This window comes from Bradyrhizobium sp. HKCCYLS3077 (assembly GCF_051167555.1).
In the GTDB taxonomy this organism is placed as follows: Bacteria; Pseudomonadota; Alphaproteobacteria; order Rhizobiales; family Xanthobacteraceae; genus Bradyrhizobium.
Genome location: NZ_JBNPTH010000001.1, coordinates 550,976 through 572,452, shown reverse-complemented (window position 1 = coordinate 572,452; position 21,477 = coordinate 550,976). Strand labels below are relative to the sequence as shown.

Sequence of the window (21,477 nt, the reverse complement as noted above, 5' to 3'; positions counted from 1 at the left end):
CACACGCATCGCATCGCGCATCCTGATCTGTTAGATTGGCCCGGTCCTCCTGCTTTGCAAGGTTCCGATGGCCCGTCGCACCGGCAGCGCCGATCTTCCGCTCCATTCCGGGCGCGTCCCGGCGTGGCTCGGCACGCGCATGGCCTCGCTCGGCGCCATCATCACCCAGGCCATCGTGCATCATTACGGCCGCGACGAATTCCTCGCGCGGCTGTCGCATCCGTTCTGGTTCCAGTCGTTCGGCGCCGTCATGGGCATGGACTGGCACTCCTCGGGGATCACCACCAGCGTGATCGGCGCATTGAAGCGCGGGCTGAAGCCGCTGTCCGGCGAGCTCGGCATCTATGTCTGCGGCGGGCGCGGCGAACATTCGCGCAAGACGCCGGACGAGCTGCGGTTGCTCAGCGACCGGCTCGGCCTCGACGGCGAGGGCTTGGTGCGCACCAGCAAGCTCGTCGCCAAGGTCGACAGCGCCGCCGTGCAGGACGGCTTCGACCTCTATCTGCACGGCTTCTTCGTCACCGCCGACGGCAAATGGACCGTGGTGCAGCAGGGCATGAATGGCGAGGCGCGTCAGGCCCGGCGCTACCACTGGCACTCTCCGGACATCGCCGACTTCGTCGACGCGCCGCACAGCGCGATCGATGGACCCGCGCAGGGCGAGATCGTCAACCTCACCGACAAGCGCGCCGCGCCGTCGCGCAACGCCCAGCTCGAGCTGCTGATCGACCTCGGCCCAGATCGCGTCGTCACCGAGTTCGAGCGGCTGAGCACGCCAACGCCGGTGCAGGCGCAAGCGATGCTGCCGCATCTGATCATGCCCGATCATCACGACGTCAGGCCGAAGGACGTGTTCGCCCGCCGGCTGCACGGCACCCTGGCGGCGGCTGCCGAGCGCGGCCCCGTGGATTTCCCCGAACTGCTGCTGACGCCGGGCGTCGGTGCCCGCACCGTGCGGTCGCTCGCGATGGTCGCCGAGGTCGTGCATGGCGCACCATATCGGTTCACGGATCCGGCGCGGTTCTCGCTGGCGCATGGCGGCAAGGATCGGCATCCCTATCCCGTGCCCATCAAGGTCTATGACGAGACCATCCGCGTGCTCAAATCCGCGGTCGGCCAGGCCAAGCTCGGCCGTGACGAGGCGCTGGCAGCGCTGAAGCGGCTCGACGATCAGGCGCGGCGGCTGGAACGGACCGCGACAGGCCCGTCGCTCGATGCCTTCATCGCGACCGAGCGCGCCGCATCGCCCGAGCTGGACGGACGCTCGGTGTTCGGCTGGGAGCGCGATCTGATCCAGCGCACCGGCGAGGCCTGAGCAGATGCCGGCGCGCAGCGCGGGCGTGCTCGCCTTTCGTCGTCGCGGCGGCACGCTCGAGGTGCTGCTGGTGCATCCGGGCGGACCGTTCTGGCGCAACAAGGATGCCGGCGCGTGGTCGATCCCGAAGGGCGAGTTCGGGGCCGGCGAGCCGGCTGAGGCGGTGGCGCGGCGCGAATTCGCCGAGGAGCTCGGCACTGAGCTGAGCGCGCCGCTGATCGCGCTCGGCGAGGTCAAGCAGCGCGGCGGCAAGGTGGTCGAGGCGTTCGCCGCCGAGACCGATCTCGATGCCGGCGCCATCGTCAGCAATGAGTTCGAACTCGAATGGCCGCCGCGCAGCGGCCGTCTGCAGCGTTTTCCTGAGGTCGATCGCGCCGCCTGGTTCGATCTCGCCGAGGCCAGGGCCCGCATCAATCCGGCGCAGGCAGCGTTGATCGATCGTCTGGTGGAGATCAGCGGAGGGTGAGCGATCACCGTCCGCTGCCTCGTGTCAGGCCGCGCGGACGTTGCCGAGGAAGCGCCCGGTCTGGTTCTTCAACTGATCCGACTGGCTGCCGAGCTGGGCCGCCGCGCTCAGCACCTGCGCCGCCGCCGCGCCGACCTGCCCCGACGCCTCGCGCACGCCGACGATGTGCTGCATCACGCCCTGCGTGCCCTGCGCCGCCTGCTGGACGCTGCGGGCGATCTCCTTGGTCGCGACGCCCTGCTCCTCAACCGCGGCCGCGATGGTTTCGGTGATCTCGTTCATCTGGCCGATCGTGGTGCCGATCTCGCGGATCGCGGTGACGGTGGAGGTGGTCGCGTCGCGGATCGCCTCGATCTGGCTGGTGATCTCCTCGGTCGCCTTGGCGGTCTGCGCCGACAGCGCCTTGACCTCGTTGGCGACGACCGCGAAGCCCTTGCCGGCCTCGCCCGCGCGCGCCGACTCGATGGTGGCATTGAGCGCCAGCAGGTTGGTCTGGCCCGCGATGGTCTGGATCAGCGCCATCACCTCGCCGATCTTCTGCGAGGCATGGACCAGTCGCGTGACCATGGATTCGGTCCGGGTCGCCTGCTCCACCGCGTTCTGCGCAATCGACGACGACTGCGTCACCTGCTTGGCGATCTCCTGGATCGACGACGACAGCTGCTCGGCCGAGGCCGACACGGTCTGCACGTTCTTGGCGGTCTGCTCGGCGGCCGCGGCGACCTTGGCGCTCTGGTCGCTGGTGCCCGAGACGATGGTCGACATCGACTGCGCCGAGCTCTGCAACTCGCCCGCCGCACCCGCCGTGGTCTGGATCACCCCGCCGATCGAACGCTCGAACTCGTCGGCGATGCGCGCCAGCACCGCCCGCCGCTCCTCGGCGGCCTGCTGCTTGGCCTGCTCCTGCTCGGCCCTGATGCGCTCGCTCTCGGCGAGATGATCCTTGAGGATCTGCAGGCTGCGCGCCATGCGGCCGATCTCGTTGTTGCGATCGGTGAAGGGCACGTCGAAGTCGAGATGGCCCTTGGTCAGCTCGTCCATCACGGCGCAGGTGCGGTCGAGCGGAACAACGACGCTGCGTCCGAGCCAGAAGGCGACGATCGCGGCAATGAGCAGCCCGGCGAGGGCCCCCACGCTGGCCCACAAGGCGCGCTGATAGACGGCCGCGTCGACGTCGTCGACATAGACGCCGGCCTGAAGCGCCAGCATCTTGTCGCCGCTGCCATAGGCGCCGACATAGGACATCTTCGGCAGCTCAGTGCTGCCGCCGGCGCGTGGAACCTTGTACTCGACGAAGCCTCCGCCGGCCCGCGCGGCGCGGACGATGTCCTGAATCAGCAGCTTGCCGGTGGAGTCCTTGTAGTCCCAGCGGTTGACGTTGATGTATTTCGGGTTGGCGTGAACATAGGTGACGCCCGCATCCGCCGGCCCGGTACCGTACACGCCGAGATAGTCGTTATACTGCCCCCAGCGCATCGCGCCGATCGCGGCGAAGGCCTGCTGCCGAGCCTGCTCCGGCGCGATCTTTCCGGCTGCCGCCGCGGCGTCATAGTGACTGAGCACCTTGATGGCCGATTCAACCAGGTTCCGGACCAGGGCCTGCCGCTCCTCGATGACGGTGCTGCGTAGCATCAGGATCTGCATCGCGGAGACGGCGAACATTGCGATCGACATCACGGCGATGATGGCCGCGAGACGCTGATAGACAGTCAGGTGTCGCATTTTCTGGTTCTCGTTGCATGGACTGTATGCACGATACCAAGCGCACATTAATGGTTTGCTATCCGTGCGTGGATGCGTCGACGAACTAATTAGTCTTTCGAACTATGAATATATCAATGCGCGACATATCACGCGAGCACAACCGATACACTTCGCTCACCGCTCACTAAAACTAACATGCGATAGATTTGGGAAGGACCGGCAGACACCTGACGAGGTCCACGGGTTGACGGCGCCGCGACGCAGGGAGCGCCCGAGCTTTGTGCAGCGGCCCTCGGATCGAGGGTGCAGGGAAGACCAGACATCGGCTGATTCCTGCGGCCCCCGTGCGGAAAACAATGCACGGGGCAGGAACCACAGGTTCAACCGGCTTGCCCGGCCTTCCCTGCGCGACAGTTTACGGTTTATACGCGATCTCCTCGGTGCACCGGGCTTGTTGGCCACCGTGGGCGACAGCTCGCCTGAGGCTCGCTCCCGCCGGACACCAGCATCGGGGTGCCAGGACCACGCGACTTCGCCGTCCATGCCGATGCCACTCGTCAGTTGGCACCTGCATGTCCATCACATCCCGCCCCAACGCTCCTGACGATGCGCAGCGCCCCTCGTCGATGGAGCAGGACCACGACAGAGAACCACGAATTCCGATAAAGCGAAAGCCCAAAATCTGCGCAGACCGGTGCGAGCACAGCGATGTGCCTGAACCGATGGAGAAACTTCGTGTGCGGCGCCTGGCTGTTCCGAGCAATTTGCAGCCCTGCAGCGCGGACCGCCTTGCGCAAGCCCTGCCCGACGGGCGACTCAGCCGGCGCGGGATGCGGCCGCGCGCCCTGGCCGGCGATGCCGCAACGCGAGCAGCATCACGACGGCGGCACAGGAGCAGGTGAAATTGAGCGCCAGCGGCGCATTGCTGCCGAAACGGGTCAGAAGCTCGACCAGGATGGGCGCGGAGATCGCCGATGCGACGTTCATCGGCAGCCCGATCTGCGCCGAGGCCCTAGCGAACGCCGCCTTGTCATAGAACACCAGCGGCATGGTCGCGCGCGCCACCGCAAGCGCGCCGGTGCCGAGGCCGTAGATCAGCATGAACGTCGCGATGGCGACATGCGAGCCGTGGCTCAGCATCAGGAGCAGCATGGCGGCCGGCAGCGCGAGGCCTGCGACGATCGCGGTGGTGATGCCGTCCCAGCGGCCGCCGCCGAGGAAGTCGATCACGCGCGCGCTGATCTGGATCACGCCGAGCAGCGAGCCGAAGCCGATGGCCTCCGTGGGCGAAAGACCCTCGGCCTTGAGGAGCTCGATCAGCACAGCGCCCATGCCGAAGGCGACGAAGGCGTTGAGGCCGGACGCGCCAACCAGCAGATAGAACGTGCTGCGCGCCGGCGTGGCCGCCGGCGTCGACTGCGCTGCGTCCGAGCCGGCCGGCAGAGAATCGTGAACGCGGCGCGGCAGCAGGAACACGAACAGCGGCAGCGACACCAGCAGCAGCAGGCCGGCGTAAACGAGGCAGGTGCTGCGCCAGCCGACATGCGCCGACAGCGCCGAGGTGACGGGCCAGAAGATGCTGCTCGACAGTCCGGTGACCAGCATCAGCGCGCCGATGGCGCTGCGGGCACGCAGGCCGGCGACCTCGTTGAGCACGATATAGGAGGCGGTCGAGAGCGTCGCGCTGCCGGCGATGCCGAGCAGCAGCCAGGCCGCGTAATAGGTCAGCGGTCCCTGCGCGACCGACAGCAGCGCATAGCCGGGCGCCGCCAGCAGCGTGCCCGCGATCATCACGCGGCGGCCGCCCTGCTTGACGAACGGCCGCGCCAGCAGCGGCGAGCACAGCCCCATCGACATATAGAGGACCGTCGTACTGGCGAAGATCGCGGTCAGGTCCATCTCCAGATCCGCCGCCATGGCCCGGCCGATCACCGCCGGCAGGCTGAGCGTGCCCCAGGCGATCAGCTGGGTGACGGCGAGCACGATCAGGACGCGCAGGATGGAGGGATCGGCGATGACGGGGGGCATGGGGACGTGGAGACTTCCGGGAATGAGCCGCCGGATTGCGACGCGGCGCAAACGGGGTTTTAGAGCATTGTGGCCGGGCCAGCCCCGCTGTTTCGGAATTGCGGCCCGCCGCCGATGGGGGGCTGGCCGTCAGGCCGCAGGCTCGGCGCGGGCCGGCCGACGCCGGCGAAGCAGCACCAGCATCACCAGGGCCATTGACGAGCACGCCAGTGTCAGCCCGAGCAGCGCGTTGCTGCCATAGGCCGTGAGCAGCCCGGCCAGGATGGGCGCGGAGACGGCGGAGAGCAGGTTGAGCGGCAACGCGATCTGAGCCGACGCCTTGGCGAAGGCCGCCTTGTCGTAGAACACCAGCGGCATCGTCGCCCGCGCCACGGCGAGCGCGCCGCTGCCGAGGCCATAGATCGCGATGAAGATCGCCACCGTGGCATGCGAGCCGCCGCCCAGGATCAGCAGCAGCATCGCCACGGGGAGCGCGCAGCCGGCGGTGAGCGCGGTGGTGATGCCATCCCATCGGCCGCCGCCAAGGAAGTCGAGCGCGCGGGCGCCGATCTGAATCACCCCCAGCATCGACCCGAACCCGACCGCTTCCGCCGCCGTCAGTCCCTCCGCCTTCAGCAACTCGATGAAGACGGCGCTGAGGCCCATCGAGACGAAGGCATTGAGACCGATGGCGGCGACCAGGAGAAGGAACGTGCTTCGGAGCGGCGCATCACGGCCGCGCGCCTCTGTTCCCGGCGCGACCGCTGCGTGATCCCCTGAGCGACGCGGCAGCACGATCACGAGCAGCGGCAACGAGACGAGCAGCAACAGGCCGACATACACCAGGCAGGTGCCGCGCCATCCGACCGCCGCCGCACTCGCCGCCCCCACCGGCCAGAAGATGCTGCTCGACAGGCCAGTGACCAGCATCAACGCGCCGATCGCGCTGCGCGCGTTGGCGCCCGCGACCTCGTTCAACACGATGTAGGCGGCTGTCGACAGCGCCGCGCTGCCGGCTATGCCGAGCAGCAGCCAGGCGGCGTAGTAGGCGACGGGACCTTGCGCCGCGGCCAACAGAGCGAACCCCGGCGCCCCCAGCAGAGTGCCGGCGATCATCACCTTCCGGGCGCCATGCTCGACGAACGGCCGCGCCAGCCACGGTGAGCAAATCCCCATCGCGAGATAGAGGATCGAATGACCGGCGAAGATCGCCGGCAATGTCATGCCGAGATTCGCCGCCATCTCGCGACTGAGCACTGCGGGCAGGCTGAGCGTGCCCCAGCCGATCAGCTGGGTGACGGCAAGCACGCCGAGCGCGGTCAGCAGTCTCCACTCCAACATCACCTTGCCCGCCCCATCGACAGCGAGCCGCATCGTACGAAACCGCCATGACAGTCCGACGCGCGTCACGTCCTGCGCTGTTTAGAAGGCCTCGCAATTCACTGATTTCGTCGCCGCGCATGGGGGACCGGAGCATCCGCTCGCCGCAGGTCGGCCGGCTGCAGCCCGACGACATCTCGCCGGCCGCGGTGTGCCTCGCCTCCGACGCGGCGGCAATGGTCACGGGCGCGGAATATGAGGTGAAGGCCGGCGACAGCGCCAGGGATGTGTGAGGCAGAGGCGGTCAGCCGGCTGCCAGATCACGCGCAGGCTCCGCCAGCCAGCTCACCTCCGGCAGCGCCATCAGGGCGGGCTTGGCGAAGTAATAGCCCTGGAACAGCCGGATGCCGGCCGCGCGCAGCACCGTGAACTCCGCTTCCGTCTCGACACCCTCGGCCAGCACGCCGACGTTCAACTCGCGCGCCATGGCCGCGACGCCGGCGACGATGATCTGCTTGGCGCGATCCCGATCGATGCCGCGCAGCAGCTCCATGTCGATCTTGATCAGGTTCGGCTGCAGCCGCGCCAGCAGATTGAGCCCGGCATAGCCGGCACCGAAATCGTCGAGCGCGGTCCAGAAGCCGAGTTCCTTGTAGCTCTTGACGATGCGCTCGACATGGTCGGGGCTCGCCATGCGCTCGTTCTCGGTGAACTCGAACATCAGGTTCTGCGCCGGGAAAGCGGCGCGCTTGGCCGCCGCCAGCGATTTCTGGATGCAGGCGCGCGGCTCGTAGACCGCATTGGGCATGAAGTTGATCGACAGCCGCGCACAGGGGTCGGTGAACAGGCGGCCGGCCGTCTCGATCGCCAGCACGCGGGCCGACTGGTCGAACTTGTACAGCTGCGTCTCGGTGAGCTGCGACAGCACGCTGTGCGCGCCCTCGCCGTTGGGCCCGCGCACCAGCGCCTCGTAGCCCCAGATCCTCTGGGCCGCCACATCGACGATCGGCTGAAACGCCATCTTGAACGCGAACGGAAGCTCGATCCCGTCAGCACATCCTGCGCATGCGCCCGCCATGGCGTCTCCCCCGGTTGAGCAGGCAAACTACGGACATGGCGTTAACAAACGGAGAAGGAACAAGCGGTCGCGTCCGGCAACCGGGAGATGCACGATCGAGCCCCTTACGGCCTTTCAAGCTGCAATGCTGCGCACTTTCCGACGTTGACCGGCGGCTGTCGCCCGGGGTCTACTGCGCCGCGTCTTCACCACGTCCCCTGGCATGCCGAGCGCGCCGTCGGGTTTCCGAAGTCGCAGCGCCGGTCGAGCGCGCCGGTCCAATCCGCGAAAGAAGGTATGCGGTCCGCAGACACGTCAGCCCTTGCCGCGCAAGCGATCTTGGCAGACCCGCTCTTTCCCTATGCCCGGCTTTGCTACGTGGATTCCGTTCTGAAGCTCTATGCGGAACGGCCTCGGCTCGTCGAGCTGATGCGCGACGCCGCCCGGATCATGACCTATGGCATCGTGATGAGCTATTGGGGTGGTTATCGTCTCCAGGAGTCCTCGACCTGGCTGACCATCTCGCGGCTCAAGACGGTCATGGCACAGTTCGAGGTGGCCAGCGACCGCCAGCTCGATCATATCCTCGCCCGGCTCGTCGACACCGGATACGTCACGCTGCATCAGCCGCCGCAGGATAGCCGTCTGCGCGTCATCCACCCGACGTCCGTCATGATCGAGCATGACCTCGAATGGATGCGGGCCCACTATGTGCCGCTCGCCATCCTCCATGGCGACAGCGCCTATGCGCTCGCCTTGAACGGCGATCCCGGCTTTCACCCGCATCTGCGGGCGGCGAGCATTCCGCTCTTCCCGCACATCGCGCGCAATGTTCTCAGCCAGAACACGGCCATGACCCGGTTTCTCAACCGCGCTTTCGGCGTGCTCGCACTGATGAAAATCGTGCAGGCAATCGCCCGTCGCGATGGTGCGGCGATGTCGTATAGCGCGCTCGGTTCAGCCTTCGGCGTGTCGCGCACGCATGTGCGCGACATTTTTGCAGGAGAGGCCGGCCATGGCGAGGCAATCGTGGCGCGCCGGCGAGGTTTCGCCCTCGCTCCATCGCTCTTGCGCAGCTTCGATCAGCTGGTTGCTGACGGTATGGTGGTGAGTGCGATTGCCTATGAGACTGCGCAGCGTGACCGCGGCGAGGCTCTGCAAGGCCGCCATTGACGCTCCGATATCCGTAAAATTCTTCGTTGACCGTCGAGGCTTCGGGCCTCGACAGTTCCGCTGCAAATCGCTTTGCACGACATGGAGAAGATATGAAAATCATTGCGCGCGCCTTGTTCACGCTCGGGGTCCTTCTGACCTGCGCAAATCTGCTTACAGCCCCCGCGGCCGCGCAGGCGACGACGGTCGCCTATGCCATCGTGGAATTGGATGTTCGTCAGCCGGAAGAGTTCGCCAAGGAATTTTTCCCGCTCGCCGCCAAGATCTTTGCCGAAGCGGGCGGTACTTTCATCGTGCGGCCCGCGGCCCCTGTCGCCATTGACGATGTTGCCCCCAAGCGCGTGGCTATCATTCGGTTCGACAGCGTTGAAAAGGCAAAGGCGACCTTCGCCTCCGAGGCCTATCGCGAGGCGCGCAAAGTCGGCGACAAATATGCCGGCTTCAAGATCTTCGTTGTCGAGGCTCCCGCCCCTTGAAGACGCTGACGGACGACGCGGACTTTCCTGCCTTTTCCAGGTGGAGCGTCAGGCGTCCCACGGTCCGGCACCGAAGGCATTCGACGGCACGAACGCAAAGCTGGCCACAGGCCGACTGGCTGGATCGATGACAGTGACCCTCTCTCCGGCGGCGCAACTGACCTTCGTCCGCGGCCGGAGCCGGGTTGCCGGTCATTGATCGGACGACCAACGGGCGCAGTGCGCCGAAATCGTCGGGCCCGGTCCAGAAGCCGAACTCCTTGTAGCTCTTGACGATGCGCTCGACATGGTCGGGGCTCGCCATGCGCTCGTTCTCGGTGAACTCGAACATCAGTTTCTGCGCCGGGAAATCAACGCGCTTCGCCGCTGTCGACGACTTCTGGATGCGGGCGCGCAGCTCGTAAATGGCCGCCGAAACCGATCCGACGCGGCACGGAATTCGGTGATACCGAAGGGACTGAGCGCCTGCCGCGGCTCACGCATCGTCCCGCCAGCCGGGCTTCATCGTTCTACTTAATCAAACGATTCGTTCGCCAAAACACGCGAAACGAAATGCCGCACTGCCGCGTGCTTGACGCGCCGCGGTTCCCCGCCAATCATTAGGCGCAATGTAGATATGCATAAACGCATGACTTCAACCATGCGCCGCTCGTAAACCCTTTAAATTTCAGAAGGTTAGGGAGGATCCATGTCTCGCAATGCTACGACCGACACCACCAAACTGGGCCGCCGCACGTTTCTCGCCGGGTCCGCCGCGCTGGGCGCTGCGGCCGCCGCGGCGCTGCCGGCGCCGGCCATCGCCAGCGGCACGATCGAGCTGCGCATGGTGACCTCCTGGCCGAAGGGGCTGCCCGGCGCCGGCACCGGCGCAGAGCGCCTCGCCCGCACGATCGAGGAGATGTCGGGCGACCGGCTCAAGATCAAGTTCTTCGCCGCCGGCGAGCTCGTCCCGGCGCTGAAATGCATGGACGCGGTGATGGACGGCACCGCCGATCTCGGCCACGACGCCTCGTTCTACCATCACGGCAAGAACCCGGCCTTCTCGGTGTTCTTCGCGGTGCCGTTCGGCATGACCGCGCAGGAGCAGGCGGCGTGGATCTATCACGGCGGCGGCTGGCAGCTGTGGGACGAGCTCAATCAGAAATTCGGCATCATCTCCTTCCCTGCCGGCCAGACCGCGACGCAGTCGTTCGGCTGGTTCAAGAAAGAGATCAATTCGATGGACGACTTCAAGGGGCTGAAGATGCGCATCCCCGGGCTCGGCGGCGAGCTGCTCAAGCGCGTCGGCGGCTCCGCTGTGCTGCTGCCCGCGGGCGAAATCTTCGCGGCGCTGCAATCCGGCGCCATCGACGCGGCCGAGTTCATCGGCCCGCTCAACGATCTCGCGCTCGGCTTCCACCAGGTCGCCAAGATCTCCTATGGCCCTGGCGTGCAGGAGCCCGGCGGCATGATGCAGCTGATGGTCAACCGCAAGAAATACGAGGCGTTGCCGAAGGACCTGCAGGCGATCATCCGAATCGCCGCGCAATGGATGCACGAGGACATGAAGGTCGACTACGACATCGGCTCAGGCCGCACCATGGAGGTGCTGCGGACGCAGCACAATGTCCGCTTCCTGCGGCTCAACAACGACGTGCTGACCGGCCTCGGCAATGCCGCGGGCCAGCTGCTGCAGGACATGATGGACGCCGGCGACGACCACATGAAGCGGACGCTGAAGAGCTATCTCGCCGCGCGCGACAACACGATGCGCTTCCTGCGCTTCAACGAGCAGGCGTTCCTCAACGCCCGCACGCTGGGCATCAAGTACCCGACCGCCTGATCCGGTACCGCCCGGACGCTCGTGTCGCGAGGGTCCGGGCGGAGACCAGTGAGGACGACTCGCGGGTCCAGCACCCGCGGGCTGCCCGCGTTCATCCATGTCCTGGGGAAGACATGTCATCGATTGCGTCGTTCGTGAAGGGCGTTGAAACGCTCAATGGCTGGGTCGGCAAGGCCGTCGCGTGGCTCGCGCTCGGCACCGTCCTCGTCTGCTTTGCCACCGTCTATCTGCGCTATGCGCTGAACACGAATTTCACCTGGCTGCAGGAGGCCTATGTCTGGCAGCACGCCACCGCGATCGTGCTCGGCGGCGCCTACACCATGATGACCGGCGGCTTCGTGCGGGTCGACATCTTCTACGGCAAGATGACGCCGCGCAACCGCGCCTGGGTCGACCTGTTCGGCACGCTGCTGTTCCTGTTTCCCTTCATGGCGGTGGTCGGCTGGGCGTTCTGGCGCCATTTCTGGAGCGCCGCGGTTGCGGGCGAAGGCTCGCCCAATCCGGGAGGGCTGCCGGCGTGGTGGCTGCTCAAGGGCACGCTGGTGATCTTCGTCGCCCTCACCGTGCTGCAGGGCTTCGCGATGATCGGGCGCTCGCTGCTCGTCTTCGGCGGCCGCGAGGAATTCGCCGGCACCTCGTCCCACTGAACGCATACGAAGGATAGAAACCCATGTGGGATCCCGCGGTGACGGGCCAGGTCCTGGCTGCGCTGTTGTTCGGCGTCATCCTGGTCGTGCTGATGTTCGGCTATATCGTCGCCTGGACGCTCGGCGGAATCGCCGTTGCGTTCGGCCTGCTCGGCTGGGGGCTCGGCGTGTTCGACCTCGCGCTGTTCCAGGGGCTGGCCTCGCGCTTCTTCGGCGTCATCACCAATCCGGTGCTGATCGCGGTGCCGCTGTTCGTCTTCATGGGCGTGGTGCTGGAGCGCTCGAAGATCGCCGAGGTCCTGCTCACCACCATGGGCCAGATGTTCGGGTCGATGCGCGGTGGGCTCGGCATCTCCGTCGTCGTGGTCGGCGCGCTGCTGGCGGCCTCGACCGGCGTGGTCGGCGCCACCGTCGTGGCGATGGGCCTGCTCGCACTGCCGGCGATGATGCGGGCCGGCTATGATCCCAAGCTCGCCACCGGCGTGATCTGCGCGGCGGGCACGCTCGGCCAGATCATCCCGCCCTCGACGGTGCTGATCTTCACCGCCGACATCCTGCAGGGCGCCAATTCGGCGGCGCAGCTCGCCAAGGGCAATTTCGCGCCGGACACCGTGTCGGTCGGCGATCTCTTTGCCGGCGCCTTCATCCCCGGAGTCGGGCTGGCCGTGATCTACGGGCTGTGGGTCGCGTTCCGCGCCACGATCGATCCGACCTGCGCGCCGGCGCTGGTGATGTCCGCGGCGGACCGCGCCGGCCTTGGCCGCCGGGTCGTCGTCGCGCTCATCCCACCGCTGGCGCTGATCGTCGCCGTGCTCGGCTCGATCATCGCGGGCGTGGCGACGCCGACGGAATCCGCGTCCGTCGGCTCGATGGGGGCGCTGCTGCTGGCGATCATCAAGCTGCTGGCGGACCATCATTTCGGTGGCAAGGGACCGGCGGTGCTGGAAAAGAAGCTGTTCAACTTCTGGCTCGGCTTCATCGCCGCCATTGCCGTGGTGGTCTGGCTCACCGGCGCGTTCGGCCTCCTGACCATGCTGCTCGTGGTCATCGGCCTCGCTCTCGTGCCGGTGCTGACCACCAGGCCGCTGCGCGACAGCTTCCTGGAGACGCTGTTCGAGAGCTCGAAAGGGACGATGACCATCACCTCGATGGTGTTCGTGATCCTGCTCGGCGCCACGGCCTTCGCGCTGGTGTTCACGCGGGTGGGCGGCGATGAGCTGGTGCGCGGCTTCCTGAAGACCATGCCGGGCGGCCAGCTGGGGGCGGTCATGCTGGTCATGACCATCATGTTCATCCTCGGCTTCTTTCTCGACACCTTCGAGATCATCTTCATCACCGTGCCGATCACGGCGCCGATCCTGATCATGATGGATGTCGACCCGATCCTGCTCGGCGTGATGATCGGCCTCGTGCTGCAGACATCTTTCCTGACGCCGCCGTTCGGCTTCTCCTTGTTCTACCTGCGCGGCGTGGCCCCGCCCTCCATCACGACAGGCATGATCTATCGCGGCGCGGTGCCGTTCGTCATCATGCAGCTGCTGGTGGCCGGCCTGGTCTGGGCCCAGCCGATGCTGGCGACGGGATTGCCCAACTACTTCTTCCGCCAAAGCGAGGCTGAAAAGAAGAACGGCGCGCCGCCGCCCGCCTTCAACAGCGACCAGCCGGAGTCGGATGGCGGGTGAGCGCGGCCTGGCGACTGCAATGCAGGCTCACCTGATGCAGGCGCTGAACAGGGCCTGCCGTTCGACGCCGAGCCGTCGTGTTGCGTGAGCGGTTGCAGGCATCGGCGTCCCGCTCAAACCACCTGCCGCAACAGGGCGCTCACGGATAGAAGCCGAGGACCGACTTGGTCTCGAGATACTCTTCCATGCCCTCTAGACCGTACTCGCGCCCATTGCCGGAGCGCTTGTAGCCGCCGAACGGGGCCTGCGGGTCCCAGGCAGGTGCGTTGATGTGGACCTGGCCCGCGCGGAGCTGGGCGGCGACGGCGCGCGCCGCGTCGATATCGGCGCCATGCACGTGGGCGCCCAGGCCGTACACCGTGTCGTTGGCGATCTCGATCGCCTCGTCCACCGTGTCATAGGCCATGATCGCGAGCACCGGGCCGAAGATCTCTTCGCGCGCGATGGTCATGTCGCGCCGGACGTCGGAGAACACGGTCGGGCGCGCATAGAGACCGGCCTTCAGCCCCGCCGGACGGCCGGGTCCGCCGATGACGAGTTTCGCACCTTCCGCCAGGCCTGCCTCGATCATGGACTGGATGCGCGCGTATTGCGCGCGGTTGGCGATCGGCCCGTGCGTCGTCGCCTCGTCCAGCGGGTCGCCGACGACGAATGACGCCGCTGCCTGGCCGGCCAACGCCTCGACCTCGGCGAGGCGCCGGCGCGGCACCAGCATGCGCGTGGGGGCGCTGCAGGACTGGCCGAGATTGCGCATCGCGGCGGCGACACCGAGCGGGATGCAGCGGGCGAGGTCGGCGTCCGGCAGCACGACATTGGGGGACTTGCCGCCGAGCTCCTGGGCGACGCGCTTGACCGTGGGAGCGGCGGCCTGGGCCACGAGCACGCCGGCGCGCGTCGAGCCCGTGATCGAGACCATGTCGACATCGACATGCGACGCCATTGCCTCGCCGACCACCGGCCCGTTGCCCTGCACGAGATTGAAGACGCCGGGCGGACAGCCCGCCTCAGCGATGATCTCGGCGAACAGCAGCGCATTCAGCGGCGAGAGCTCGCTGGGCTTGAGCACCACCGTGCAGCCGGCCGCCAGCGCCGGACCGACCTTGGCCGTGATCTGGTAGAGCGGCCAGTTCCACGGCGTGATCAGCGCGCAGACGCCGATCGCTTCCTTGAGGATCGCGGTGGCACCACGCTGCGAGATGAAGGGAAAGCCGGCCAGATTGTCGCGCGCGACGCGGATGTGCTCGGCCGCCAGCGGCACCTGCGCCTGGCGCGCGTAGCTGATCGCAGCGCCCATCTCGCAGGTCAGCGCCTGCGCGAGCAGTTCCTGCCGTTCGAGGATCAGCGCATGGACACGCGAGAGCAGCGCAGCGCGCTCTTCGGCGCGCGTGCGGGACCAGAGCGGAAAAGCGCGACGCGCGGCAGAGACCGCATGCGCGACATCCGCCGCATGGCCGAGCGGGATCTCGGCCACGACGTCTTCCGTCGCGGGGTTGACGACCGGAGCCCGCTCCGTCCCCTCCGGCTTGCGCCAGCCGCCATCGATGAAGAACGCGTCGAGATGACCCGCCTCGTCCAGATGCCGGATCGGATCGATCATTGAAAGCGGTCCTTGATGCGGTAGTAGGCACCGACCAGAGGCAGGAACCACGGCTTGCCGAAATGGCCGGGGATGGCAGGCCAGGCGAAGTCCTTCCAGGGGTTCAGCGCGGCCTGTCCGTCCATGACCTCGGCCATGATCGTTCCCATCAGCGTGGCCATCTGCGTGCCGTGGCCGCTATAGCCCATGGAGTAGTAGATGCCATTGCGTTCGCCCGCGCGCGGCAGGCGATCGCGCGTCATGTCCACCATGCCGCCCCAGCAATAATCGATCCGCACGTCGCGCAGTTCGGGATACACGTCGTGAAGCGCGGCGCGGAGGATCGCCCCGCTCTTCTCGTCGGAGGCCGGGTTCGACACGGCAAACCGGGCGCGGCCGCCAAACAGCAGCCGGTTGTCCGGCGTGGTGCGGAAGTAGTTGACGAGGTTCTTGGTGTCGACCGCATTGCGCCTGCGCGGAAGCAGCCTGTCGAGCAGGTCGACGGGCAAGGGTTCGGTGACGATCAGGAAGGCGCCGACCGGCACGATGCGGCGCCGGACCCAGCCGAGCGGCCCCACCTGCGAGATGCCGCTGGCGAGGAGAACCTGCCGAGCCGTGACGCGGCCATTCGGCGTATCGACGAGGTGGCCGCCGCCGCGCGCGGCGGTCAGGCCGGTCATCGGCGTCTGCTCATGGATGGCCACGCCGCGACGCGCGGCCGCTTCAGCAAGGCCTCGCACGAAGCGACCGACATGCATGGCCGCACTCTTGCGATAGACGAGGCCGCCATAATAGCGCTCCGACCCGATCTCGGACGCAAGGTCCTCGCGCCGGACCATGTGAGTGTCGGGATCGACATGCGCGGCGAGCAGTTCCTGACCGCGCGCCAGCTTGTCGTAATGCTCGGGCTTGGCGGCCAGCTTGATCTTGCCGACGCGGGCGAAGTTGCAGTCGATCTTCTCTTCCGCGACGAGCCGTTCGACCATGTCGACGCCGGCGTCGAACGCGCGATAGAGCGTATCGGCGGCCTCACGCCCGAGCTTGTCGGACATCATCCCGTAGTCCTGAGCAAAGCCGTTGTTGCACATCGCGCCGTTGCGGCCCGAGGCGGCGTGGCCGATCGTCTCTGCCTCGAGCAAGACGACGCGCGCCCCCTTCTTGGCCAACGCCAGCGCGGCCGAGGCACCGGTCAGTCCGCCGCCGACCACCGCCACGTCATATGTGCCTTCGACCGGCCCTTTTGCGCCGCCTGAGAACGGCCCGGACGTGTCCAGCCAGTAGGTTGTGAGCTTCATGTATCACCCGGCTCGAAGAGAAAGGAAGATCATGCGTGTCCCCCGGCAGCTACCAGCCGCGGATCCGCGGCCACTGCGCTTCGATCGCGGCGCTCTCGCCGGCGACCACGTGATAGCGATCATGCTGAGCGCCGGTGGCGCAGGCGTGGTTGGGAAGGATACGGAGCTTGGTGCCGACGGGAAGATCCGGCAGCGGCTGGGACGAGCCGGAGCGGATCGCGAGCGTTCCGTGCTCCTGGTTGGCATGGGCGACGATCAGATCAGGATAGATCCGTCCCGCGAGATCGCACACCAGTCCATAGCCCTGGTCCACCCGCTGCCCCGCCGTGCCGCGATCGCGCGAGAGAGCCATCCAGCCGGCGTCGACGATGATCCAGCCCCTCTCGGGCTTGGCGCCGATGACGGTCGACAAAACAGAGAGGGCGATGTCGTCGGTCGCGCAGACGCCGATGCCGTGCATCACCAGGTCGAAGAACATGTAGACGCCCGCCCGCACTTCCGTCACGCCGTCGAGCGCGGCAGCGAAATGCGCCGTCGGTGTCGAGCCGACGCTGACGATGGGGCATGGATGCCCAGCGGCGCGCAGGCGCTCTGCGGCCTTCACGGCGACGGCGCGCTCGTTCTCCGCCGCGGCCGCGAGCGCATCGGGCGTATGAAGGGCGTAGGATTCGCCCGCGTGAGTCAGCACGCCCGCAAGCGCCGAACCGCCGTCCCTCAATGCCGCGGCGACCTCGAGAAGCTTGTCGTCGTCGACCCGCAGCCCGCCGCGATGGCCGTCACAGTCGATCTCGATGAAGGCAGCCGGCGTCACGCCCGCCGCCTGGCCTGCTTCGGCGAGAAAGGCAGCCTGCTCCACGGTGTCGAGCAGCACCTTGATGTTGATGCCTGCCTTGCGAAGGGTCATCGCGCGACTGGCGGTGTGAGGCGCGATGCCGACGGCATAGGTCATGTCGCGGCAGCCGTGATCGGCGAAGTAGTCCGCCTCCGCCATGGTGGAGACGGTCACGGGACCGGGTCCATGCGGGAAGACATGCCGGGCGACGTCGATCGACTTCGCGGTCTTCATGTGCGGCCGCAGCGTCACGCCGAGAGCCGTCATGCGGCCGGCAAGACGCGCGATGTTGCGATCCAGCCGGGTCCGATCGAGAATGAGGGCCGGAGTGGGCAGGCCTTTGAGGCTCGTGGCCGAGGCGTGCGGCATACCGGCCTCCCTAATTGAGCGATTGGTTCGAGAGCGCGAACACCCGCGACGGCCCGCTCGGCGGCATCGTGCCACGAACCATGGTGAGCGCATCGCTGACCTGGGCGAGACCGATCGTCTCGAGCCATGCGGACAGGCCGGTCTCGGCCGCCGTGTCGATGCGCACGAAACAGCCTTGCAGGCGTGACAGAGCCGCCAGGATCAGGAGACGCGCCGCATCGGCCGTTGGCGCCACGACGGGGCCGATGACGTGGCCTCGGCCGAACAGACGCGCGATCGCGTAGCCGGCGACCTCGCCCGTCTGCAGCAGCACGTCGGCCTCGCCGACCTCCAGCAAGCGCTCCAGCAAGGGACGCCGCTCGAAGCCGGTGGCTTCGCGGTCGAGGCGCGCGACGGCCGCGACGTCGGACGCCACCATGGGGCGCACGACGTCGAGCGGAGGAGCCTCGAACTGCCCGGCAGGGCCCTGGTGCTGATGGATCGTGCCGGCTGGCCGGAAGCCCCGTCGGGAATAAAGGAGCTGGCCCTCCTCGGTCGAATTCAGGAGCACCGTTCGCGCGCCCGCCACGGACAGCAGCCTGTCCATGAGCCTGGCGCCATAGCCGCGCCCCTGCACCGCGCCGGAGACGATGATCATCCCCATGGTGGCGCAGTCCTCGCCATAGGGAAACCACGCGGCCGTGCCGACGACCTCGCCGTCACGCTCGAGAACGAATCCCTCGCCGAGTTGCAGGGCGAACGCCCAATCCTCGATCCGATAGGGCCAGCGCATCTCCTGGGACAGTTTGAGCGCGCCGGGAAGGTGATGGGCCGAGAACGGGACCAGCGAGACGTCGTCCGCCGCGGTCACACGATCCCGGATGTCTGCGGTTTTCATGCTGCGCTCAGGTATCTCAATGAGGTCTCCACGGGAATTTGGAGGGCATCGCAGCCCATTCCCCGCGGCCTTTCGGTGAGAGGAAATGCGTTCGGATCCGGTCGTCCGGGGAATTGAACGGGCCGCTCCGCCGCATTGTCGGTGCGATTAAGGTGATCCGAGACGCGCAGAAGGTTCGACTGCAGACCCGTCCGTTTTCGATATTATCTTCCGAAATTCCTCAGTTTACGGCGCGAACGGCCAAGCCGTTTCTCTACGCTGAGCGCAGTCCAGACGGATGGATCATCTGCGAGCCCGGCGACGTCGTCCGCGCTCATCGCTCCGACGACTGCATCGCGCGAGGCGCACTCCACCAATGCCCCACGATGATCTCTTCGCTCGTTGAAAGGCTCTGCGCATGAACGGTCGGCCGGTCTTCCTGTTCAACTCCACCGCGGAACGCGCGGCGGTGTTTCGCGAGGCCTTCGCGCGCGATCTCCCGGACCTCATCTTCGCGGACGATGCGGCGGCGGTCGATCCGGACGACGTGCGCTACCTCATCACCTGGAAGATCCCGGCCGACCTCGATCGCTACCGCCGATTGGAAGTCATCTTCTCGATCGGCGCGGGCGTGGATCAGTTCGACGGCGCGGGCCTTCCGGCCGGCATCGCGGTGGTGCGCATGGTCGAAGACGGCATCGTGCGCATGATGCAGGAATATGTCGCGCTCTCGGTGCTGGCGCTGCATCGCGACTGGCCCGCCTATGCCGTGCAGCAGAGCGAAGCGGTCTGGCGGCCTTTGCCTGCTGTGCAGGCCGGCGCACGGCGCATCGGCTTCCTGGGTCTCGGCATGTTGGCGCAAGCGGCGATGGACCGGCTCGCGCCGTTCGGCTTCGCGTTGGCCGGCTGGAGCCGTTCGCCGCGCACCATCGCAGGCGTCGAGACCTTCCACGGCGCTGCGCAGCTGGCGGGCTTCCTGGCGCGAACCGACATCCTGGTGTGCCTGCTGCCGCTGACGGCGGAGACGCGTGGTCTGCTCAATGCCGAGTTCTTTGCCCGCCTGCCGCAGGGAGCCGCACTGGTGCAAGCCGGTCGCGGTCCGCAGCTCGACACGGCTGCGCTGCTCTCCGCGCTCGATCGAGGACATCTGTCGGCAGCCGTGCTCGACGTCACCGATCCCGAACCTCTGCCCGCCGATCACCCGCTCTGGCGCCACCCCAAGGTGGTGATCACCCCGCATGTGGCGAGCGTCACGCAACCTCAGACGGCGGCGCACGCCGTGATCGACAACATCCGCCGCCACCGGGACGGCCAGCCGATGATCGGCCTGGTCGATCGCGCGCGCGGATACTGATCTCTCAAACCCAGCCTGGAGTCACGCATGTCGCTTCTCATCCCGATCGACCCCGATCCGAAGTTCACGCCGAAGGATGGGCTTCCCCTGCCCGAGCGGCTGATCTCCGGTTCGCCGAAATTCAAGACCTGGAGCCAGGATGAATCGCGCGGCGAGATGATCAAGACGGGCGTCTGGGAAGCGACGCCCGGCGAGACCCACTCGATCAAGGGCACGACCTTCGAGTTCTGCCACATCCTGTCGGGCCTGATCGAGATCGAAGAGACAGGCGGCAAGACATTCACGTTCCGCGCCGGCGACAGCTTTGCGATGAAGCCCGGCTTCGTCGGCATCTGGCGCACCATCGAGACCGTCCGCAAGATCTACGTCTGCGTCTACGAGTGACGCTCGCGGCCGACGCGCGTGCCTGAGTTTTGAGGAACCCCATGAAGTCCTACACCATCGCCCTCGTCCCCGGCGACGGCATCGGCCCGGCCGTGGTCGACGCGGCCTGGCCCGTGCTGGAGCGCGCGGCGTCGCGTCGCGGCTTCGCGCTGGCCGCCACACGCTTTCCCTGGTCATGCGCGTTCTATCGCGAGACGGGCAAGATGATGCCCGTGGACGGCATCGACACGCTGCGCGGCTTCGACGCCATCTTCCTCGGCGCGGTGGGATGGCCGGCCGAGGTGCCCGACGCGGTCTCGCTGCACGGGCTGCTGCTGCCGATCCGCAAGGCGTTCACCCAATATGCCAACATCCGCCCGCACCGCCTGCTGCCGGGAGTCGAGGGCCCGCTGCGCAAGACGAGCTTCGACATCCTGTGCATCCGGGAGAACACCGAGGGCGAGTATGCGGGCGCTGGCGGCCGGGTGCATGTCGGCACGCCCGACGAGGTGGCGGTGGAGACCGCGATCTTCACCCGGCACGGCGTCGAACGCATCCTGCGATTTGGCTTCGAGCAGGCCAGGACCCGAAGCGGACGCCTCGCCTCGGTCACGAAGTCCAACGCCCAGAAGCACTCGATGGTGTTCTGGGATGAGATGACGCGCGCACTGGCGAAACAATACCCGGACGTGGAGGTCACCTCCTACCACATCGATGCGATGGCGGCCCGCATGGTCAGCGCGCCGGAAACGCTCGACGTCGTGGTCGCCTCCAATCTGTTCGGCGACATTCTCACGGATCTCGGCGCCGCCATCCAGGGCGGGCTCGGCTTCGCCGCGTCGGCCAACATCAATCCCGAGCGCACCGCGCCGTCGATGTTCGAGCCGGTGCACGGTTCGGCGCCGGACATCGCGCGGCTCGGCATTGCCAATCCGATCGCCACCATCTGGTCCGGGGCGATGATGCTCGAGCACCTGGGCGAGCGCGAGGCCGCCGCCGACGTGATGCGGGCCATCGAGGCCACCACGGCCCGCGGCATCGGCGCACAGCCCGGCCGGGACAAGACGGATGCCATCGCCAACGCCGTTCTCACGGCGCTCGGCTAGGGGAAACGTGAAAACCGGCTTCGCGACACGATCATGCTCCAACAACGAGGACAATGA

Annotated in this window: 19 protein-coding genes and 1 pseudogene; 11 read left to right on the top strand and 9 right to left on the bottom strand. The window is 67.1% G+C overall.

Features of this window, described 5'->3' with window-relative positions; genetic code table 11:
• Positions 1-67: 67 nt before the first annotated feature.
• A complete protein-coding gene (locus ACQR0Z_RS02490) occupies positions 68-1,315 on the top strand; it encodes a DUF763 domain-containing protein (RefSeq protein WP_434917583.1) in 1,248 nt (415 codons plus the stop codon).
• Between the two features lie 4 nt (positions 1,316-1,319).
• Positions 1,320-1,781: an NUDIX domain-containing protein gene (locus ACQR0Z_RS02485; RefSeq protein ID WP_434917582.1), complete on the top strand. Its 462-nt coding sequence runs from the start codon at positions 1,320-1,322 to the stop codon at positions 1,779-1,781.
• Positions 1,782-1,805: 24 nt separating this feature from the next.
• On the opposite strand, the gene ACQR0Z_RS02480 is transcribed toward ACQR0Z_RS02485, so the two are convergent.
• From ACQR0Z_RS02480 to ACQR0Z_RS02470, 3 genes are all read right to left on the bottom strand, one after another.
• Positions 1,806-3,503 carry a methyl-accepting chemotaxis protein gene (locus ACQR0Z_RS02480; RefSeq protein ID WP_434917581.1) on the bottom strand — a complete coding sequence of 566 codons (1,698 nt, stop codon included), beginning with the start codon at positions 3,501-3,503 and terminating at the stop codon, positions 1,806-1,808.
• Between the two features lie 798 nt (positions 3,504-4,301).
• On the bottom strand, positions 4,302-5,513 hold the full coding sequence (locus tag ACQR0Z_RS02475; RefSeq protein WP_434876109.1) for an MFS transporter: 1,212 nt from the start codon (positions 5,511-5,513) through the stop codon (positions 4,302-4,304).
• A gap of 129 nt (positions 5,514-5,642) precedes the next feature.
• Positions 5,643-6,833, bottom strand: a complete 1,191-nt coding sequence (locus tag ACQR0Z_RS02470) for an MFS transporter (RefSeq protein ID WP_434917580.1) — start codon at positions 6,831-6,833, stop codon at positions 5,643-5,645.
• Positions 6,834-6,952: 119 nt separating this feature from the next.
• Here ACQR0Z_RS02470 and ACQR0Z_RS02465 point away from each other — a divergent pair, with 119 nt between their 5' ends.
• Positions 6,953-7,105 (top strand): hypothetical protein, encoded by a 153-nt coding sequence (locus tag ACQR0Z_RS02465; RefSeq protein ID WP_434917579.1) that lies wholly within the window; start codon positions 6,953-6,955, stop codon positions 7,103-7,105.
• A gap of 11 nt (positions 7,106-7,116) precedes the next feature.
• On the opposite strand, the gene ACQR0Z_RS02460 is transcribed toward ACQR0Z_RS02465, so the two are convergent.
• The gene (locus tag ACQR0Z_RS02460) at positions 7,117-7,890 is read right to left on the bottom strand and encodes an EAL domain-containing protein (protein WP_434876111.1); all 774 of its coding nucleotides are present in this window, start codon (positions 7,888-7,890) and stop codon (positions 7,117-7,119) included.
• A 144-nt stretch (positions 7,891-8,034) separates the two neighbouring features.
• Between ACQR0Z_RS02460 and ACQR0Z_RS02455 the strand changes: the two genes are divergently transcribed.
• Positions 8,035-9,042, top strand: coding sequence for a hypothetical protein (locus ACQR0Z_RS02455; RefSeq protein WP_434876112.1), 1,008 nt, complete (start codon positions 8,035-8,037; stop codon positions 9,040-9,042).
• 92 nt (positions 9,043-9,134) lie between these two features.
• Entirely contained in the window at positions 9,135-9,518 is a 384-nt protein-coding gene (locus tag ACQR0Z_RS02450) for a DUF1330 domain-containing protein (RefSeq protein ID WP_434917578.1), read from the top strand.
• A gap of 220 nt (positions 9,519-9,738) precedes the next feature.
• On the opposite strand, the pseudogene ACQR0Z_RS02445 reads toward ACQR0Z_RS02450, so the two are convergent.
• A pseudogene (locus ACQR0Z_RS02445) lies at positions 9,739-9,927 on the bottom strand (EAL domain-containing protein); the annotation flags it as partial.
• A 279-nt stretch (positions 9,928-10,206) separates the two neighbouring features.
• Between ACQR0Z_RS02445 and ACQR0Z_RS02440 the strand changes: the two are divergent.
• From ACQR0Z_RS02440 to ACQR0Z_RS02430, 3 genes are all read left to right on the top strand, one after another.
• Positions 10,207-11,340, top strand: coding sequence for a TRAP transporter substrate-binding protein (locus ACQR0Z_RS02440; protein WP_434917577.1), 1,134 nt, complete (start codon positions 10,207-10,209; stop codon positions 11,338-11,340).
• Positions 11,341-11,453: 113 nt separating this feature from the next.
• On the top strand, positions 11,454-11,987 hold the full coding sequence (locus ACQR0Z_RS02435; RefSeq protein ID WP_434876114.1) for a TRAP transporter small permease subunit: 534 nt from the start codon (positions 11,454-11,456) through the stop codon (positions 11,985-11,987).
• 23 nt (positions 11,988-12,010) lie between these two features.
• Entirely contained in the window at positions 12,011-13,669 is a 1,659-nt protein-coding gene (locus tag ACQR0Z_RS02430) for a TRAP transporter large permease (RefSeq protein ID WP_434917576.1), read from the top strand.
• A gap of 139 nt (positions 13,670-13,808) precedes the next feature.
• Here the strand turns inward: ACQR0Z_RS02430 and ACQR0Z_RS02425 are convergent, their stop codons facing one another.
• Genes ACQR0Z_RS02425 through ACQR0Z_RS02410 form a run of 4 tightly spaced genes read right to left on the bottom strand, consistent with a single transcriptional unit; the run spans position 13,809 to position 18,618 of the window.
• Positions 13,809-15,266 (bottom strand): aldehyde dehydrogenase family protein, encoded by a 1,458-nt coding sequence (locus tag ACQR0Z_RS02425; protein ID WP_434917575.1) that lies wholly within the window; start codon positions 15,264-15,266, stop codon positions 13,809-13,811.
• The gene (locus ACQR0Z_RS02420) at positions 15,263-16,540 is read right to left on the bottom strand and encodes an NAD(P)/FAD-dependent oxidoreductase (RefSeq protein WP_434917574.1); all 1,278 of its coding nucleotides are present in this window, start codon (positions 16,538-16,540) and stop codon (positions 15,263-15,265) included. The genes ACQR0Z_RS02425 and ACQR0Z_RS02420 overlap by 4 nt, the downstream gene beginning before the upstream one ends.
• A 49-nt stretch (positions 16,541-16,589) precedes the next feature.
• A complete protein-coding gene (locus ACQR0Z_RS02415) occupies positions 16,590-17,741 on the bottom strand; it encodes a DSD1 family PLP-dependent enzyme (RefSeq protein ID WP_434917573.1) in 1,152 nt (383 codons plus the stop codon).
• Between the two features lie 10 nt (positions 17,742-17,751).
• Positions 17,752-18,618 carry a GNAT family N-acetyltransferase gene (locus ACQR0Z_RS02410; RefSeq protein ID WP_434917572.1) on the bottom strand — a complete coding sequence of 289 codons (867 nt, stop codon included), beginning with the start codon at positions 18,616-18,618 and terminating at the stop codon, positions 17,752-17,754.
• Positions 18,619-19,015: 397 nt separating this feature from the next.
• Here ACQR0Z_RS02410 and ACQR0Z_RS02405 point away from each other — a divergent pair, with 397 nt between their 5' ends.
• From ACQR0Z_RS02405 to ACQR0Z_RS02395, 3 genes are read left to right on the top strand one after another with little or no spacing between them, the layout of a single operon-like run.
• Positions 19,016-19,951, top strand: coding sequence for a 2-hydroxyacid dehydrogenase (locus tag ACQR0Z_RS02405; RefSeq protein ID WP_434917571.1), 936 nt, complete (start codon positions 19,016-19,018; stop codon positions 19,949-19,951).
• 27 nt (positions 19,952-19,978) lie between these two features.
• Positions 19,979-20,335 carry a cupin domain-containing protein gene (locus ACQR0Z_RS02400; RefSeq protein WP_434860099.1) on the top strand — a complete coding sequence of 119 codons (357 nt, stop codon included), beginning with the start codon at positions 19,979-19,981 and terminating at the stop codon, positions 20,333-20,335.
• Positions 20,336-20,376: 41 nt separating this feature from the next.
• The gene (locus ACQR0Z_RS02395) at positions 20,377-21,420 is read left to right on the top strand and encodes a tartrate dehydrogenase (RefSeq protein ID WP_434917570.1); all 1,044 of its coding nucleotides are present in this window, start codon (positions 20,377-20,379) and stop codon (positions 21,418-21,420) included.
• Positions 21,421-21,477 lie beyond the last annotated feature (57 nt).

Coding starts and splice junctions, on each gene's coding strand:
- ACQR0Z_RS02490 (WP_434917583.1), top strand. CDS start 68: ATGGCCCGTCGCACCGGCAGCGCCGATCTTCCGCTCCATTCCGGGCGC.
- ACQR0Z_RS02485 (WP_434917582.1), top strand. CDS start 1,320: ATGCCGGCGCGCAGCGCGGGCGTGCTCGCCTTTCGTCGTCGCGGCGGC.
- ACQR0Z_RS02480 (WP_434917581.1), bottom strand. CDS start 3,503: ATGCGACACCTGACTGTCTATCAGCGTCTCGCGGCCATCATCGCCGTG.
- ACQR0Z_RS02475 (WP_434876109.1), bottom strand. CDS start 5,513: ATGCCCCCCGTCATCGCCGATCCCTCCATCCTGCGCGTCCTGATCGTG.
- ACQR0Z_RS02470 (WP_434917580.1), bottom strand. CDS start 6,833: ATGTTGGAGTGGAGACTGCTGACCGCGCTCGGCGTGCTTGCCGTCACC.
- ACQR0Z_RS02465 (WP_434917579.1), top strand. CDS start 6,953: ATGGGGGACCGGAGCATCCGCTCGCCGCAGGTCGGCCGGCTGCAGCCC.
- ACQR0Z_RS02460 (WP_434876111.1), bottom strand. CDS start 7,890: ATGGCGGGCGCATGCGCAGGATGTGCTGACGGGATCGAGCTTCCGTTC.
- ACQR0Z_RS02450 (WP_434917578.1), top strand. CDS start 9,135: ATGAAAATCATTGCGCGCGCCTTGTTCACGCTCGGGGTCCTTCTGACC.
- ACQR0Z_RS02440 (WP_434917577.1), top strand. CDS start 10,207: ATGTCTCGCAATGCTACGACCGACACCACCAAACTGGGCCGCCGCACG.
- ACQR0Z_RS02435 (WP_434876114.1), top strand. CDS start 11,454: ATGTCATCGATTGCGTCGTTCGTGAAGGGCGTTGAAACGCTCAATGGC.
- ACQR0Z_RS02430 (WP_434917576.1), top strand. CDS start 12,011: ATGTGGGATCCCGCGGTGACGGGCCAGGTCCTGGCTGCGCTGTTGTTC.
- ACQR0Z_RS02425 (WP_434917575.1), bottom strand. CDS start 15,266: ATGATCGATCCGATCCGGCATCTGGACGAGGCGGGTCATCTCGACGCG.
- ACQR0Z_RS02420 (WP_434917574.1), bottom strand. CDS start 16,540: ATGAAGCTCACAACCTACTGGCTGGACACGTCCGGGCCGTTCTCAGGC.
- ACQR0Z_RS02415 (WP_434917573.1), bottom strand. CDS start 17,741: ATGCCGCACGCCTCGGCCACGAGCCTCAAAGGCCTGCCCACTCCGGCC.
- ACQR0Z_RS02410 (WP_434917572.1), bottom strand. CDS start 18,618: ATGAAAACCGCAGACATCCGGGATCGTGTGACCGCGGCGGACGACGTC.
- ACQR0Z_RS02405 (WP_434917571.1), top strand. CDS start 19,016: ATGAACGGTCGGCCGGTCTTCCTGTTCAACTCCACCGCGGAACGCGCG.
- ACQR0Z_RS02400 (WP_434860099.1), top strand. CDS start 19,979: ATGTCGCTTCTCATCCCGATCGACCCCGATCCGAAGTTCACGCCGAAG.
- ACQR0Z_RS02395 (WP_434917570.1), top strand. CDS start 20,377: ATGAAGTCCTACACCATCGCCCTCGTCCCCGGCGACGGCATCGGCCCG.